This window comes from Paraburkholderia tropica, assembly GCF_900109265.1.
Lineage (GTDB): Bacteria > Pseudomonadota > Gammaproteobacteria > Burkholderiales > Burkholderiaceae > Paraburkholderia > Paraburkholderia tropica.
Map to the genome: position 1 here is coordinate 304,156 of NZ_FNZM01000005.1, position 14,996 is coordinate 319,151.

13 protein-coding genes and 1 tRNA gene are annotated in these 14,996 nt (G+C 66.0%); 9 read left to right on the forward strand and 5 right to left on the reverse strand.

Going from position 1 to position 14,996, the window contains the following annotated elements:
• The first annotated feature begins 58 nt into the window (after positions 1-58).
• The 6 genes from BMY06_RS10190 (at position 59) to BMY06_RS10215 (ending at position 4,218) form a co-directional block, all read left to right on the forward strand.
• Positions 59-134 (forward strand) — tRNA-Phe (locus tag BMY06_RS10190).
• A gap of 274 nt (positions 135-408) precedes the next feature.
• Positions 409-1,143, forward strand: coding sequence for a 7-cyano-7-deazaguanine synthase QueC (queC, locus tag BMY06_RS10195; RefSeq protein ID WP_074982923.1), 735 nt, complete (start codon positions 409-411; stop codon positions 1,141-1,143).
• Positions 1,144-1,327: 184 nt separating this feature from the next.
• On the forward strand, positions 1,328-1,960 hold the full coding sequence (gene queE / locus BMY06_RS10200; RefSeq protein ID WP_065061835.1) for a 7-carboxy-7-deazaguanine synthase: 633 nt from the start codon (positions 1,328-1,330) through the stop codon (positions 1,958-1,960).
• A 21-nt stretch (positions 1,961-1,981) separates the two neighbouring features.
• On the forward strand, positions 1,982-2,425 hold the full coding sequence (gene queD / locus BMY06_RS10205; protein WP_110325590.1) for a 6-carboxytetrahydropterin synthase QueD: 444 nt from the start codon (positions 1,982-1,984) through the stop codon (positions 2,423-2,425).
• 216 nt (positions 2,426-2,641) lie between these two features.
• Positions 2,642-3,424, forward strand: coding sequence for an HpcH/HpaI aldolase family protein (locus BMY06_RS10210; RefSeq protein ID WP_065061837.1), 783 nt, complete (start codon positions 2,642-2,644; stop codon positions 3,422-3,424).
• Positions 3,425-3,465: 41 nt separating this feature from the next.
• On the forward strand, positions 3,466-4,218 hold the full coding sequence (locus BMY06_RS10215) for a tetratricopeptide repeat protein (protein WP_074983019.1): 753 nt from the start codon (positions 3,466-3,468) through the stop codon (positions 4,216-4,218).
• Positions 4,219-4,324: 106 nt separating this feature from the next.
• On the opposite strand, the gene rodA is transcribed toward BMY06_RS10215, so the two are convergent.
• The 5 genes from rodA to BMY06_RS10240 all read right to left on the reverse strand — a co-directional run bounded on the left by rodA (position 4,325) and on the right by BMY06_RS10240 (position 11,066).
• Positions 4,325-5,491: a rod shape-determining protein RodA gene (gene rodA / locus BMY06_RS10220; RefSeq protein ID WP_065061839.1), complete on the reverse strand. Its 1,167-nt coding sequence runs from the start codon at positions 5,489-5,491 to the stop codon at positions 4,325-4,327.
• Positions 5,492-5,500: 9 nt separating this feature from the next.
• Entirely contained in the window at positions 5,501-7,969 is a 2,469-nt protein-coding gene (gene mrdA, locus BMY06_RS10225; RefSeq protein WP_074982924.1) for a penicillin-binding protein 2, read from the reverse strand.
• Between the two features lie 102 nt (positions 7,970-8,071).
• Positions 8,072-8,584 carry a rod shape-determining protein MreD gene (mreD, locus tag BMY06_RS10230; RefSeq protein ID WP_065061841.1) on the reverse strand — a complete coding sequence of 171 codons (513 nt, stop codon included), beginning with the start codon at positions 8,582-8,584 and terminating at the stop codon, positions 8,072-8,074.
• Positions 8,584-9,696 (reverse strand): rod shape-determining protein MreC, encoded by a 1,113-nt coding sequence (gene mreC, locus BMY06_RS10235; protein WP_074982926.1) that lies wholly within the window; start codon positions 9,694-9,696, stop codon positions 8,584-8,586. Before mreC ends, mreD begins: the two co-directional genes overlap by 1 nt.
• A gap of 326 nt (positions 9,697-10,022) precedes the next feature.
• Positions 10,023-11,066: a rod shape-determining protein gene (locus BMY06_RS10240; RefSeq protein WP_004189550.1), complete on the reverse strand. Its 1,044-nt coding sequence runs from the start codon at positions 11,064-11,066 to the stop codon at positions 10,023-10,025.
• A 377-nt stretch (positions 11,067-11,443) separates the two neighbouring features.
• Here BMY06_RS10240 and gatC point away from each other — a divergent pair, with 377 nt between their 5' ends.
• The 3 genes from gatC (at position 11,444) to gatB (ending at position 14,895) form a co-directional block, all read left to right on the forward strand.
• Positions 11,444-11,743: an Asp-tRNA(Asn)/Glu-tRNA(Gln) amidotransferase subunit GatC gene (gatC, locus tag BMY06_RS10245; RefSeq protein WP_065061845.1), complete on the forward strand. Its 300-nt coding sequence runs from the start codon at positions 11,444-11,446 to the stop codon at positions 11,741-11,743.
• Positions 11,744-11,925: 182 nt separating this feature from the next.
• Positions 11,926-13,416: an Asp-tRNA(Asn)/Glu-tRNA(Gln) amidotransferase subunit GatA gene (gene gatA / locus BMY06_RS10250; protein ID WP_065061847.1), complete on the forward strand. Its 1,491-nt coding sequence runs from the start codon at positions 11,926-11,928 to the stop codon at positions 13,414-13,416.
• Between the two features lie 3 nt (positions 13,417-13,419).
• Positions 13,420-14,895 carry an Asp-tRNA(Asn)/Glu-tRNA(Gln) amidotransferase subunit GatB gene (gene gatB, locus BMY06_RS10255; protein WP_065061849.1) on the forward strand — a complete coding sequence of 492 codons (1,476 nt, stop codon included), beginning with the start codon at positions 13,420-13,422 and terminating at the stop codon, positions 14,893-14,895.
• The last annotated feature ends 101 nt before the right edge of the window (positions 14,896-14,996 follow it).

Sequence of the window (14,996 nt, forward strand, 5' to 3'; positions counted from 1 at the left end):
CTTTTGAGAAAGGGCTTGCGCAAGTCGGAAAAGCTCTCTATACTTTCCCTTCTTCGTTGGCCCGGTAGCTCAGTTGGTAGAGCAGCGGATTGAAAATCCGCGTGTCGTTGGTTCGATTCCGACCCAGGCCACCAGAATGCAGAGAGCCCCAGGAGATCGTACGATTCCTGGGGCTTTTTCGTTGGAGGGCGCCGATCGCCCTGCGTGAGTGCCCAGCGTGTTGCGCGCAAAATGGGCCTCGGGCAGACGCCAGCGCGCGATCAGGGCTAATCAGCGGTATAAAGTGGCGCCGATATCCCCCGGGAGGGCGCGCCCTATACTGCTTGGGCCGGCGCCGGATCGAGCCGGTCCGCCCGGCGGGTTTCGACAGCTTGCGACCGCGCGGAACCTCATACACGGAGTTTCACGGTGACTCGAACAGAAACCAGAAACGGCGCGCTCGTGCTGTTTTCCGGCGGCCAGGACTCGGCAACGTGCCTCGCCTGGGCGCTCGACCGCTACGATACCGTCGAGACGCTCGGCTTCGATTACGGCCAGCGTCATCGCGTCGAACTGGAATGCCGTGAGGGCTTTCGCGCCGCTGTCGCGAGCCGGTTCCCAAAGTGGGGCGAGCGTCTCGGCGACGATCACATGATCGACCTCTCCGTGCTCGGTTCGATCAGCGACACCGCCATGACGCGCGAAATCGAGATCGAAACGGCCGCGAACGGCCTGCCGAACACCTTCGTGCCGGGCCGCAACCTGATGTTCATGCAGATCGCCGCGGCCATCGCGTATCGGCGCGGGCTCAAGGTGCTGGTCGGCGGCATGTGCGAGACCGATTTTTCGGGCTATCCCGACTGCCGCGACGACACCATGAAGGCGCTGCAAGTCGCGCTCAATCTCGGCATGGACAGCCGCTTCGTGCTGGAAACGCCGCTGATGTGGCTCGACAAGGCCGACACGTGGCGTCTGGCCGAAACGCTCGGCGGCGAAGCGCTCGTCGAGCTGGTGCGCGTGGAAACGCATACGTGTTACGTCGGCGAGCGCGCCGAGCTGCACGCGTGGGGCTTCGGCTGCGGCGAATGCCCGGCGTGCAAGCTGCGCAAGCGCGGCTACGAAGCGTACCTCGCGGGCGAGAAAGTAACGGAAGCGCCGGTCTGATCCGACGACGGGCGCGCAGCCGCGCAGGCAGTCTTCTCAGGACTGCGCGGCGTTGGAACGCGGCAAGAGCGAAGCGGCGCACGGGCGGCGCACTTCGCGACGCGACGAGCGAGCCGAAAGGCTCAACAAGCGCCCGCCATCATGACGGCTCCCCACGAGCCCCGAGTCGATATCAGGCAGCAGCATGACTTACGCGGTAAAGGAAATTTTCTACACGTTGCAGGGCGAAGGCGCGAACGCCGGGCGTCCGGCCGTGTTCTGCCGGTTCGCCGGCTGCAATCTGTGGTCGGGCCGCGAGGAAGATCGCGAGTCGGCACAATGCCGTTTTTGCGACACCGACTTCGTCGGCACCGACGGTGAGAACGGCGGCAAGTTCCGCACGCCCGAAGAGCTGGTCGCGAAGATCGCGTCGCTGTGGCCCGAGGGCGAGAACCACCGCTTCGTGGTCTGCACGGGCGGCGAGCCCATGCTGCAGATCGACCCGCCTTTCGTCGATGCACTGCACGCGGCGGGCTTCGAGATCGCCATCGAAACCAACGGCTCGCTGCCGGTGCTCGACACCATCGACTGGATCTGCGTGAGCCCGAAGGCCGACGCGCCGCTCGTGGTCACCAAAGGCAACGAGCTCAAGGTCGTGGTGCCGCAGGACAACCAGCGTCTGGCCGACTACGCGAAGCTCGATTTCGAGTATTTTCTCGTTCAGCCGATGGATGGTCCGTCGCGCGACCTGAACACGAAGCTCGCCATCGACTGGTGCAAGCGTCATCCGCAATGGCGCCTCTCGATGCAGACGCACAAGTACCTGAACATTCCCTGAATTTGCCCCGGAAGCGCCGTGCTGACGATCACCCGAAAACTCGAATTCGACGCGGGCCACCGCATCCCCGACCACCGCAGCCAGTGCCGTAACCTGCACGGCCATCGCTACGTGCTCGAAATCACCCTGCAGGGCGATACCGTCGAGACGGAAGGCGCGCCCGATCGCGGCATGGTGATGGATTTCGCCGACGTGAAGTCGCTCGCGAACCAGCATCTCGTCGATCTGTGGGACCACGCGTTCCTCGTCTTCGAAGGCGACACGCAGGTGCGCGGTTTCCTCGAAACGCTGCCGGGCCACAAGACGGTCGTGATCGACCGCATTCCCACCGTGGAAAATCTCGCGGCCATCGCGTTCGAGATCCTCGCCAATGTGTACGACGCGCATTACGGCGTGAACCTGCAGCTGCACAAGGTGCGCCTGTACGAAACGCCCAACTGCTGGGCCGAAGTCGTTCGCGACTGATCTCCCGCTGATCTCCGCCGGCGCCGTCGCGCGCCGCGCAAGACGGGTTTTCCGTCCGTCCCTGCAAACTTTTGTCGCGGTATGATCGCTCCGGCAAGGCCTGCGCAGCTCGCGCGGCCCGACAACACAACGGAGCGAGACTTGCCGGCTGCCGCACCGCCGGGCCACGCGGCCCGCGCGTGACGCGCATCGCGCACGCTCGCCGGGAGCACGGCGATGAGCACCTTCACCAATCCCCTCAAGGAACGCCTCAAGGACGCCGAGCCGCTGTTCGGGCTATGGCTGTCGATGGGCAGCGAAACGGCCGCCGAAGCGCTCGCGCACGCCGGTTTCGACTGGCTGCTGATCGACATGGAGCACACGCCCAACGACAGCGGCGACACCATCGCGCAACTGCGCGCGATCGCGGCGGCGCATCTGCCGACCGAGCCAGTGGTGCGCGTGGCGGCCAACGAGCCGTGGCTCGTCAAGCACGTGCTCGACGCGGGCGCGCGCACGGTCATGTTCCCGAATATCGCCTCGGCGGCCGAAGCGGCGCGCGCGGTAAGCACCACGCGCTATCCCGATGCGCAGTCGCCTGACGGCCAGCGAGGCGTCGCGGGCGTGGTGCGCGCGGCGGCCTACGGCATGCGGCGCGACTATCTGCACGGCGCGAATGCGCAGATCGCGACGCTCGTGCAGATCGAGTCGGCGGCAGCGCTCGCGGAAGTCGAGCAGATCGCGGCGGTGCCGGGCGTCGATTGCCTGTTCGTCGGGCCTGCGGATCTCGCCGCGAGTCTCGGACATCTTGGCGATTCGAAGCACCCGGATGTTCAGGCGGCGATGACGCGCATCGTTGCCGCCGCGCGCGCCGCGGGCGTGGCCGCAGGCATCTTCGCGATGGATGCGGCCCAGGCGAAGCAATATCGCGAGATGGGCTTCTCGTTCATCGCGCTGGCCGCCGACGTGATCTGGCTCGTGCGCGCCACGCGCCAGGCGCTGCAGGAGGCGCGGTCATGAGGCATCCGCAAGAGTGGAGCGCGCAGGTTGGGCGCGTGACGATGGCGTCGATGGTGGCGGCGGTGGTTGCCGTAGTCGCCATAGTCGCATTCACCGCCAACGCGGCTTACGCAGCCGATAACGGCGCGAAGCCAGCAACCAAACCTGCAACGACGGTCGCCGCTTCGAGCGCCGCCGCGTCGAACGCCGAGGACGATCCGCAGACGGCCAACGCCGTCGCCGACTACAACGCGGGCAATCTCCCGGCCGCGCGCAAGGAGTTCGAGGCAGCGGCAGCGCGCGGCAACCGGCTCGCCGAATTCAATTACGCGATGATGCTCGTGAACGGCGAGGGTGGCGGCGCCGACGTCGCCGAAGGCCGCAAGTGGCTGCGCAAGGCCGCCGACGCGAACATGTCCCACGCGCAATACGTGTACGGAAAAATGTACGACGACGGCGACTTCGTCGGGCGCGATCCGGCGCAAGCGCATCAGTGGTTTATGAAGGCCGCGAAGCAGGGGCACGTGCAGGCGGAACTTGCGCTCGCGAACCAGTTCCTCGACGGACGCGGCACCGCGCGCGACAACAAGCAGGCGTTCTACTGGTACAAGAAGGCGGCCGAGGGCGGCGACATGACCGCGCAATACGTGACCGGCTCGTTCTACGAACGCGGCGGCGACGGTGTGCCGAAGAACCTCAACGTCGCGCGCGCGTACTACGCGGCGGCGGCGGCCCAGGGCGATCCGGTGGCGCGCCTCAAGTTTCAGCAGTTGAGCGCGCAATTGATGAAATCCGCGCCCGCGCAGCCGCAGTGAGTTCGCGGTGAATCCACGCTAGATCGCGTGCCGAAATGAAAAACGCGCCGGTGAAAACCGGCGCGTTTTGTTTTGTGCGGCCTGCTGTGTACTAATGCAATGCCCGTCAGCTTTGCATCAGCCGCTTCTGGCGCCCCACACTCATGATCAGCCCGATGGCGATGCCGAGCGTCGTCAGCGCGGTGCCGCCGTAGCTCATGAACGGCAACGGCACGCCGACCACGGGCAGGATCCCGCTCACCATGCCGATGTTGACGAACGCGTAGGTGAAGAACGCCATCGTCAGCGAACCGGCCAGTAATCGCCCGAACAAGGTCGCGCCGTTGGCCGCGATATAGAGCCCGCGCGCGATCAGACACATGTAGAGCGTGAGCAGCACGATGCCGCCCGCCATGCCGAATTCTTCCGAGAACACCGCGAAGATGAAGTCGGTGTGCTTTTCGGGGATGAACTCCAGATGCGACTGCGTGCCCTTGAGCCAGCCCTTGCCGAGCGGCCCGCCGGAGCCGATCGCGATCACCGCCTGAATTGTGTGGAAGCCCTTGCCGAGCGGGTCGGACGTCGGGTCCAGCAGCGTGCAGATACGGTGCTTCTGGTAGTCGTGCATGAGCGGCCAGTTGACCTGCGGCTGGCAGATCTTGTCCTGGAACGCCGCGATCGAGGCCACGGCGATCACGCCCGCGATCAGCACCGGCACGATCAGCTTGAACGAGAGCCCCGCGAAATAAATCACGAACACGCCCGAGGCGAACACCAGCACGGCGGTGCCGAGGTCGGGCTGCTTGGCGATCAGGGCGACCGGCACGAGCAGGATGGCGAAACCCACCACGAAGTCGTACCAGCGCGTGACGCCTTCGCGGCGCTGGTAATACCACGCGAGCATCAGCGGGGTGGCGATCTTGAGAATTTCCGACGGCTGGATGACCACGCCCACGTTGATCCAGCGCTTCGCGCCCTTGCGGGTGAGCCCGAAGAGCGCGACCGCTATCAGTAACGCGATGCCGAAGGTGTAGATTGGCACCGCGAAGCGCATCAGCGTATTGGGCGGCACGTTGGCGAGCACCCACATCAGCACGAAGGTCAGCATGATGTTGCGCAGCTGGTCTTCGACGCGGCCCGGCACGTCGAGGCTCGCGCTGTAAAGCGTGACGATGCCCACGCACAGCAGCAGGAACACCGTGAGCGCGAGCGGGCGATCGAAGCCCAGGAACATCTTGCGCAACGTGTCGAGCACGGCGCGCTTGTCGATCTTGTCGAACTGGAGGAGAGGCATGGTGTGTCCTTACTCGTCGGCGTTGCCCGTCGCGGCCTTGGGCGGCGGCGCGAGCGTGGCGTTGCCGGACGCGCTCGCGGGGCGGCGCGGACGATGCGGGCCGGGGCCGAAATGGCGCGGCAGCGAGGCGGCGGCGGGACGCGCCGGGACGCCGTCGTCGCCGATCGCGGTGCCGCCGTTCACGGCGTCGGCGATGTCGGCGTTCATGCCGGCGCTGTTGTTCGCGGGTTTGGCTTTCGGTGCGGCAGGCGCGTGCGCGCCGCTCGCGGCTGAGGCGTTCGACGCCGCTTCGGCGTTCGCCGCCGCGGAGGCCGCCGCCGCAGCGGACGCCGCCTCGGCCGCCGAAGCCGCGCCGGGAAGCGGCAGCGGCGTGAAGCCCGCCGCAACCTTGACGCTCGATACGGGCGCGCTGGCGGGCGCGGGCGCCGAAGCGCCGCCCGTAGCCGATGCACCTGCGGCACCCGACGCACCCGCAGCACCCGCAGCACCCGACGCTTCCAGCGGCGCGCCGCCGATCACGGGCGCGGACGCATCCTGCGTCGCCGACGCGGCAGCGGCCACGGCCGCCTGTTCCGCGCCCGGCTTCAGACGGTCGACGAGCCAGTAATCGAGCACGCGGCGCGCGATCGGACCGGCCGCCTGTGCGCCCCAGCCGCCGTTTTCGACGATCAGCGCGAGCGCGATCGTGGGCTTGTCGGCGGGCGCGAAGGCGGTGAACAGCGCGTGGTCGCGCAGATGCTCGGCGACCGCGTGCGCCTGATACTTCGCGCCTTGCAGCGAGTACACCTGCGCCGTGCCGGTCTTGCCCGCCGACGTGTACGGCGCGTTGCGGAACAGCTGATACGCGGTGCCCGACGGATTCATCGTCACGTTTTCCATGCCGCGTTTCACGACGTCGATGTCGGACTGCTTCACGTCGAGTCGTCCGCTTTCGGCCGGCACGGTCAGATGCTCGGCCTTCGTGATCGGATTCTCGATGGCCTTCACGAGGTGAGGCTTCATGAGCACGCCGTTGTCGGCGAGCGTGGCCGTGGCGTGCGCGAGCTGCAGGATCGTGAACGAGTTGTAGCCCTGACCGATCCCGAGGCTGATCGTCTCGCCTTCGTACCACTTCTGTTGCTCGGGCTTGCGGTAGGCCTTCTTCTTCCACTCGGTCGAGGGCAGGATGCCGCGCGCCTCGCCCGCGATGTCGATGCCGGTGAGCTGGCCGAAGCCGAGCGGCTTCATGAAGTTGGCGATGGCGTCCACGCCCAGATCGTGCGCGAGCATGAAGAAGTAGGTGTCGTTCGACACCATGATCGCCTTGTTCATGTCGACCCAGCCCTGGCCGGAGCGCACGTCGTTGTTGAAGCGGTGGCCGCCGAACATGTAGTAGCCGGGGTCCGAGAAGCCCCACTGCGGCGTGCGCTTGTGCAGCGTGAGAGCGGCGAGCGCCATGAACGGCTTGTAGGTCGAGCCCGGCGGATAGGTGCCGTGCAGCGGACGGTTGAGCAGCGGGTGATCGGGCGAGTTGTTGAGTTCGTCCCAGGTTTGCTGGTCGATGCCGTCGACGAACGAATTCGGGTCGAAGCTCGGCGCGGAAACGAAGGCGAGAATGTCGCCCGTCGACGGCTCGATGGCCACGAGCGCGCCGCGCTTGCCCGCGAAAGCCTGCTCGGCCACCTGCTGCAAACCGATGTCGATCGACAGCACGAGGTTGTTGCCCGGCGTGGCCTGCGTGCGCGAGAGCGTGCGCACCGGACGGCCGCCCGCCGTCACTTCGACTTCCTCGAAACCGGTCAGGCCGTGCAGCTCGGTTTCGTAGCTCTGCTCGACGCCGATCTTGCCGATGTAGTCGGTGCCGTTGTAGTTGTTGGCATCGAGACGCGGATCGTAATGCTCGGTATCGCTGTCATTCTTGTCGCTCATGTCGTCGATCCGTTCCTGATCGCGCTGCGAGATGCGGCCGATATAGCCGATCACGTGCGCGGCCGTCGGACCGAGCGGGTACTGGCGGAACAGACGCGCGCGCACTTCCACGCCGGGGAAGCGGAAGCGCTGCGCGGTGAAGCGGGCGACTTCGTCGTCGGTGAGGCGCGTGCGGATCGGCAGGCTCTCGAAGTTCTTCGAATCTTCGAGCAGCTTCTTGAAGCGGCGGCGGTCGCGCGCGTCGATCGGAATCACGGTCGAGAGTTGATCGATCGTGTTGTCGAGCGTGTCGGTGAGCTTCGACGGCGTGATTTCAAGCGTGTACGCCGAGTAGTTCTTCGCGAGCACGACGCCGTTGCGGTCGGTGATGATGCCGCGATTCGGCACGATCGGCGCGACCGAAATGCGGTTTTCGTCCGCTTGCAGCGAGTATTTGCTGTGGTTCCAGACCTGCAGATAGAGGAAACGGAACGCGATCAGCCCGAAGCAGACGAACACGAACAGGCCCGCCGCCGCGACGCGCAGGCGGAACTTCGTGAGCTGCTGCTGGGTGTCCTTGAATTCGGTCATGCGATCAGGCGACGAGGCCCGCGCCTCGCGCGAGCGCTGCGGCGGGCCGGTAGGAAGAGTGAGTCATCGGGCGTCCAGCAACGGCGAGCGGCGCGCGGCCGCTCAGATGGGCCGCGTGTCGTCGGGATCGACGGGGCGGCGCTGCGGCAGCAGCAGCAGCACGCTCGTGACCGGCCACAGCACGGCTTCCACGAAACCGCTGATCAGATAGCCCCAGCCGGGAAACGACGCGCCCATCAACAGGCGGATCACGAAGGGCACGACCTGCGCGCCCACGAGCAGCGGCGTGACGGCGAACATTTGCAGCCCGATCGACATCCACAGCACGCGGCGGTGGATCGTGATCGCGCCGAACGAAAGCAGCGTGTAGGCGAGCGCGTGCTCGCCGAGCAGATTCGCGTTGTGCACGTCCATCAAGAGGCCGAGGCAGAACGCGATGCCCATGCCGACCTTGCGCGGCTGGTGGATGTTCCAGAACAGCAGCACGAGCGCGACGAAGTCGGGCACGCCGGGCAGCTTGCCCCACGGCAGCAGGTTCAGCAGGAACGCCGCCGCGAGACTGAACGCGATGAAGTACGGGTTGACCGGTTGAAGAATGTATTGCGGACGCGGCATCAGTGGCTGCCCCCTTGTGCGGCAGGCTTGGCCGGCGCGGGCGCCGGAGACTTCGCGGGCGCGGCGCTGCTCGCGGCGGCGGGTTTGGCCGCCGGGGCTGCCGCGCCAGGCGCCGCGTTGGTTGCCGCGTTGGTTGCCGCATTAGCTGCGGGCTTGGCGTCGGCTTTCTTGTCGCCCTTCTTGTCGCCGCCCTTGGCGGCCTTCTTCTTCGCGTCCTTGGCTTCTTTCGCTGCTTCGGCGGCGGCGGCGTCGGCGGCCTCCACCGGATTCGGCGGCAACTGCGCCGTGAAATGCAGCACCAGCACCTGACGCGCGCCGCGCACGGCCGCGAGCGGCACGCACACCACGCGCGCGAAAGCCGTGTCGGCCTGCTTGTCGACGCGCAGCACCTTCGCGACTGGCAGACCTTGCGGATACACGCCGTCGAGACCGCTGGTGACGAGTTCGTCGCCGGCTTGCACGTCGGCGCTGATCGGCACGAAACGCAGATCGAGCAGATCGCCGCGCGCCGTGCCGTAGATCACACTGCGCAGACCCGTGCGGACGATTTCCACCGGCACGGCCTGGTCCTTGTCGGTCACGAGCGTGACTTCGGACTGCATCGGGAACACGCGGGTGATCTGGCCGATCACGCCGTCTTCGGTCACGACGGGCGAGCCGTTCTGCACACCTTGCTGCGAGCCGCCGCCGATCACGACCTTCTGCGTGAACGGATCACGCGTGTCGTACTGGATTTCGGCGGGCGTGGTCTGCGCGCCGATGCGCTGCGACAGCTGCAGCAGCGCGCGCAGATGCGTGTTTTCCACCGCGAGCGAGGCTGCCTCGTTGGCCTGCTGGGCGAGCTGGAGATTGCGGGTGTGCAGTTGCGCGTTGTCCTGGCGCAGCGAGGCGCTCGTGACAGCGAGGTCGGCGGCGCCCATGAAGAGGTCGCGCGGCACGAGCGCGGCGCGCTGCAGCGGATAGAGACCGGCGCCGAGCACGCCGCGCACGACTTCGAGCGTCTTGAAGCGGGCGTCGGAGACGAGCAGCGCGATCGACAGCACGACGAAGAACAGCAGTCGTGCGAGTGCCGATGGGCCTTGTTTGAACAGAGGCGGCGGACTGTATTCCATGGTCGGCGCCGGGGGCGTGTGCGGTTCGGTGAAACTAACGGTGAAACTGGAGGCGCGAGGGCCGGGCCGCGAAGCGCGCCGCGAGCGCCGCCTCGACATGGGCGGCACGAACGTCACGAGCGGCACATTCGGCCTGAGCGGCGCGGGCGACGAGGCGGGGCGGCGTCTGCCGCCGCCGAACCGTCAACCGTTCGACAATCTCACCCACTGCGGCGCGATAAGTCGCACCAGATGTCGCGCCAGATGTGACACCACATTCAGCGCCAGGTTCCAGAGCTGGGGCGCCGGATTGCAAATGCACCGTTGCGCCCGCAGCGAAGGGCTGCTTACTCGTACGAGAAGATGCTGCCGAGCTTGTCCATGCGCTCGAGCGCCATGCCCGAACCGCGCACGACGCAGGTGAGCGGATCTTCCGCCACCAGCACCGGCAGACCGGTTTCTTCGGCCAGCAGGCGGTCGAGGTCGCGCAGCAGTGCGCCGCCGCCCGTGAGCATCATGCCGCGTTCGGCGATGTCGGCGCCCAGTTCCGGCGGCGTTTGTTCCAGCGCGATCTTCACCGACGAGACGATCTGGTTCAGCGGGTCGGTGAGCGCTTCGAGAATTTCGTTGCTCGAAATCGTGAAGCTGCGCGGAATGCCTTCCGACAGGTTGCGGCCCTTGACTTCCATTTCCTTGACTTCGGAACCCGGGAAGGCCGAACCGATTTCCTTCTTGATGGCTTCGGCGGTCTGCTCGCCGATCAGCATGCCGTAGTTGCGGCGGATGTAGTTGACGATGGCTTCGTCGAACTTGTCGCCGCCCACGCGCACCGAACCCTTATAGACGATGCCGCCGAGCGAGATCACGCCCACTTCGGTCGTGCCGCCGCCGATGTCGACGACCATCGAGCCCGTGGCTTCCGAAACCGGCAGGCCGGCGCCGATTGCCGCGGCCATCGGTTCTTCGATCAGGTAGACCTGCGAGGCGCCCGCACCGTGCGCGGCTTCCTTGATCGCGCGGCGCTCGACCTGGGTCGAACCGCAGGGCACGCAGATGATGATGCGCGGCGACGGCGAGAACATGCGCGATTCGTGTGCAGTCTTGATGAACTGCTTGATCATCTGCTCGGTGACGGTGAAGTCGGCGATCACGCCGTCCTTCATCGGGCGGATGGCCTCGATGTTGCCCGGCACCTTGCCGAGCATCTGCTTGGCTTCCTTGCCGACTGCCTGAATGGTCTTTTTGCCGTTCGGGCCGCCTTCCTGGCGGATGGACACGACCGAGGGTTCGTCGAGGACGATGCCCTTGCCGCGCATGTAGATCAGGGTGTTGGCGGTGCCGAGGTCGATCGCGAGATCGTTGGAGAAGTAGCTACGCAGAAAACCGAACATTCAAAAATCCTGTCTCGCTGGTGGCCGACCTGTGGAACGAGCGGGTCACGGGCGGCAGCGGAAAAAATAACAGCCTCAGGACGGGCGGAAAGTGCCGCCGCGAGGAGCCTGAAACTGCGGGAATGGTGACCGGAGGCAACCCCGTTGCGCGCCTGCTGAACGCAAATTGCTGCGATCAGGCTTGAAAGGCGGGTGCAAGGCGGTCCGGGTTTGAGTCGAACGCGTAATGATACCTTATAATTTTGCCTGTTTTGCAGGATCCGGAGGTCAGTTTTTGACCGCGTCGAAGCTTTCTTCGCTCCCCGGATCCGGCGCGATAAACCGCTGTTGCAGCACTGATTTTCTGCACTGCTTCAGCCTCATTTTCCGGTGACCGCATGGCCCTGACCCTGACCGATGTGAAGCGCATCGCGCATCTCGCGCGCCTTGAACTGGCCGAAGCCGAGGCCGGCAATACGCTCGAGCGCCTGAATAACTTCTTCGGGCTCGTCGAGCAGATGCAGGCCGTGGACACCACGGGCATCGCGCCGCTCGCGCACCCGATCGAGCAGATCGAGGACGTCGCGCTGCGCCTGCGCGAGGACGCCGTGACCGAAACCGTGGATCGCGAGGCCTTCCAGCGCCCCGCGCCCGCGGTACAGGACGGACTGTACCTCGTCCCGCGCGTGATTGAGTAAACACGCTCGCATTTACCGTTATTTTCGAAGAAATCCGAGTTATCGGACCTTAACTTCGCGGACTTTAATTTCGCGAACGGCGGCAAGACCGAACGGCCGGCGCCTCGCGCACCGGCGCGCAGCGCCCCTCGCGGCGGCGTGCGCAATTCGAAGCGCCGTCACGTTCTTCCAGGAATCACGCAATGCATGACAAAAGCTTGACCGAACTGCGCGCCGCGCTGGCTGCGAAGGAATGCTCCGCAGTCGAACTGGCCCAGCATTTTCTGGGTCGGATTGAGGCGCATCAAGACCTGAACGCGTTCGTCGACGTCAATCCCGAAGCGACGCTCGCGCAGGCCAAGGCCGCCGACGCGCTGCTGCATTCGGGCCACGCCGGCCCGCTCGCGGGCATTCCGCTCGCGCACAAGGACGTGTTCGTCACGCGCGGCTGGCGCTCGACGGCCGGCTCGAAGATGCTTGCAAACTATGTGAGCCCGTTCGATGCGACCGTGGTCGAGCGTCTCGGGCGCGCGGGCATGGTGACGCTCGGCAAGACCAATATGGACGAATTCGCGATGGGCTCGTCCAACGAGAACTCGCACTTCGGCGCGGTGAAAAACCCGTGGGACAAGAATGCGGTGCCGGGCGGCTCGTCGGGCGGTTCGGCCGCCGCCGTGGCCGCGCGCCTCGCGCCCGCCGCAACGGGCACCGACACGGGCGGCTCGATCCGTCAGCCCGCGTCGTTCTCGGGCATCACCGGCATCAAGCCCACGTACGGCCGCGTGTCGCGCTACGGCATGATCGCGTTCGCCTCGTCGCTCGACCAGGGCGGCCCGATGGCGCAGAGCGCCGCCGACTGCGCGCTCCTGCTCAACGCGATGGCCGGTTTCGACGAGCGCGATTCCACGAGCCTCACGCGCGACGACGAAGACTACACGCGCCATCTGGGTGAACAGTGGGGCGCGAACGCGAGCGCCGACAAGCCGCTCGCGGGTCTGCGCATCGGTCTGCCGAAGGAATACTTCGGCGCGGGCCTCGCCGACGACGTGCGCGCCGCCATCGACGCCGCGCTCAAGACTTACGAGTCGCTCGGCGCGACGCTCGTCGAAGTCACGCTGCCCAAGACCGAGTTGTCGATTCCCGTCTATTACGTGATCGCGCCGGCGGAAGCCTCGTCGAACCTCTCGCGTTTCGACGGCGTGCGCTTCGGTCATCGCGCCGACCAGTACACCGATCTGCTCGACATGTACAAGAAGTCGCGCGCGGAAGGTTTCGGCCCCGAAGTGAAGCGACGCATTCTGGTCGGCACCTACGTGCTTTCTCACGGCTACTACGACGCGTACTACCTGCAGGCGCAGAAAATCCGACGCATCATCGCGCAGGATTTCCAGCAAGCGTTCAAGCAGTGCGACGTCATCATGGGCCCGGTCGCGCCGAGCGTGGCGTGGGACATCGGCGCGAAGGGCGACGATCCCCTGCAGATGTACCTCGCGGACATCTACACGCTGTCGACCAGCCTCGCGGGCCTGCCCGGCATGAGCGTGCCGTGCGGCTTCGGCGCGGGCGCGAACGCGCAACGTCCGGTCGGTCTGCAGATCGTCGGCAACTATTTCAACGAGGCCCGCATGCTGCAGGTCGCCGACGCTTTCCAGCGCGCGACCGACTGGCATCGCAAGGCGCCGGCAGGGGTGTAAAGCATGAGCACGCAATGGGAAGTCGTTATCGGTCTTGAGACGCACGCGCAGCTGTCGACGGTCTCCAAGATCTTCTCGGGCGCATCGACGCAATTCGGCGCGGCGCCCAACACGCAGGCCTGCCCCGTCGATCTCGCGCTGCCGGGCGTGCTGCCGGTGATGAACCGCGGCGCCGTCGAGCGCGCGATCCAGTTCGGTCTCGCGATCGGCTCGACGATCGCGCCGCGCAGCATCTTCGCGCGCAAGAACTACTTCTACCCGGATCTGCCGAAGGGCTATCAGATCAGCCAGTACGAGATTCCGGTCGTGCAGGGCGGCCAGATCACGATCCAGGTGCCCGCCAATGAAAAGGCCGGCAAGGAAGCGTACGAAAAAACCGTCAACCTGACGCGCGCGCATCTGGAAGAAGACGCGGGCAAGTCGCTGCACGAAGACTTCGCGGGCATGACGGGCATCGACCTGAACCGCGCGGGCACGCCGCTGCTCGAAATCGTCACGGAACCTGAAATGCGCAGCGCGGCGGAAGCCGTGGCCTACGCGAAGGCGCTGCACACGCTCGTCGTGTGGCTCGGCATCTGCGACGGCAACATGCAGGAAGGCTCGTTCCGTTGCGACGCGAACGTGTCGGTGCGTCCGGTCGGTCAGAAAGAGTTCGGCACGCGTGCGGAAATCAAGAACCTGAACTCGTTCCGCTTCCTCGAAGAAGCCATCCAGTACGAAGTGCGACGTCAGATCGAGCTGATCGAAGACGGCGGCACGGTGGTGCAGGAAACGCGTCTCTACGATCCGGACAAGCGCGAAACGCGCTCGATGCGCAGCAAGGAAGACGCGCACGATTACCGCTATTTCCCGGATCCCGACCTGATGCCGCTCGTGATCGACGCGGCGTGGGTCGAGCGCGTGAAGGGCGAAATGCCGGAGCTGCCCGAGTCGATGCAGGCGCGCTTCGTCGAGCAGTACGGTCTGACCGCGTACGACGCGAACGTGCTGACGTCGAGCAAGGCGATGGCCGCGTACTTCGAGGCAGTGGTCGCGAAGGCCGGCGCCGCGCAGGCGAAGGCCGCCGCGAACTGGCTGATGGGCGAAGTGTCGTCGCAGCTGAACCGCGAAGACCTGGAGATCGGCGCGTCGCCGGTGTCGGCGGCGCAACTCGCGCTGCTGCTCGCGCGTATCGCCGACGGCACGATCTCGAACAAGATCGCCAAGGAAGTGTTCCAGGCGATGTGGGACGAGAAGGCCGCCGACGAAGGCGCGGCCGACCGCATCATCGAAGCGAAGGGTCTCAAGCAGATTTCGGATACCGGCGCGCTCGAAGCGATCATCGACGAGGTGCTCGCCGCGAACCAGAAGTCGGTCGAGGAATTCCGCGCGGGCAAGGAAAAGGCGTTCAACGCACTGATCGGCCAGGCGATGAAGGCCACGAAGGGCAAGGCCAATCCGCAACAGGTCAACGAGCTGCTCAAGAAGAAGCTCGGCTGACCGGCTTGCAGACGGGCGGCTGAAACGCGGGCGCATGGGCGAAGTCGACATCGCCCTGCGCCCGTCCTCGTTTTCGACGCTGCGCTTTGCGCGGCGCTGGC

Bases quoted from the DNA above. Each gene is read 5' to 3' on its own strand.
- mreD (WP_065061841.1), bottom strand. From the start codon at position 8,584: ATGCCGCGTCCGCAATACATTCTTCAACCGGTCAACCCGTACTTCATC.
- BMY06_RS10215 (WP_074983019.1), top strand. From the start codon at position 3,466: ATGGCGTCGATGGTGGCGGCGGTGGTTGCCGTAGTCGCCATAGTCGCA.
- gatC (WP_065061845.1), top strand. From the start codon at position 11,444: ATGGCCCTGACCCTGACCGATGTGAAGCGCATCGCGCATCTCGCGCGC.
- queE (WP_065061835.1), top strand. From the start codon at position 1,328: ATGACTTACGCGGTAAAGGAAATTTTCTACACGTTGCAGGGCGAAGGC.
- mreC (WP_074982926.1), bottom strand. From the start codon at position 9,696: ATGGAATACAGTCCGCCGCCTCTGTTCAAACAAGGCCCATCGGCACTC.
- BMY06_RS10240 (WP_004189550.1), bottom strand. From the start codon at position 11,066: ATGTTCGGTTTTCTGCGTAGCTACTTCTCCAACGATCTCGCGATCGAC.
- BMY06_RS10210 (WP_065061837.1), top strand. From the start codon at position 2,642: ATGAGCACCTTCACCAATCCCCTCAAGGAACGCCTCAAGGACGCCGAG.
- mrdA (WP_074982924.1), bottom strand. From the start codon at position 7,969: ATGACCGAATTCAAGGACACCCAGCAGCAGCTCACGAAGTTCCGCCTG.
- gatA (WP_065061847.1), top strand. From the start codon at position 11,926: ATGCATGACAAAAGCTTGACCGAACTGCGCGCCGCGCTGGCTGCGAAG.
- gatB (WP_065061849.1), top strand. From the start codon at position 13,420: ATGAGCACGCAATGGGAAGTCGTTATCGGTCTTGAGACGCACGCGCAG.
- rodA (WP_065061839.1), bottom strand. From the start codon at position 5,491: ATGCCTCTCCTCCAGTTCGACAAGATCGACAAGCGCGCCGTGCTCGAC.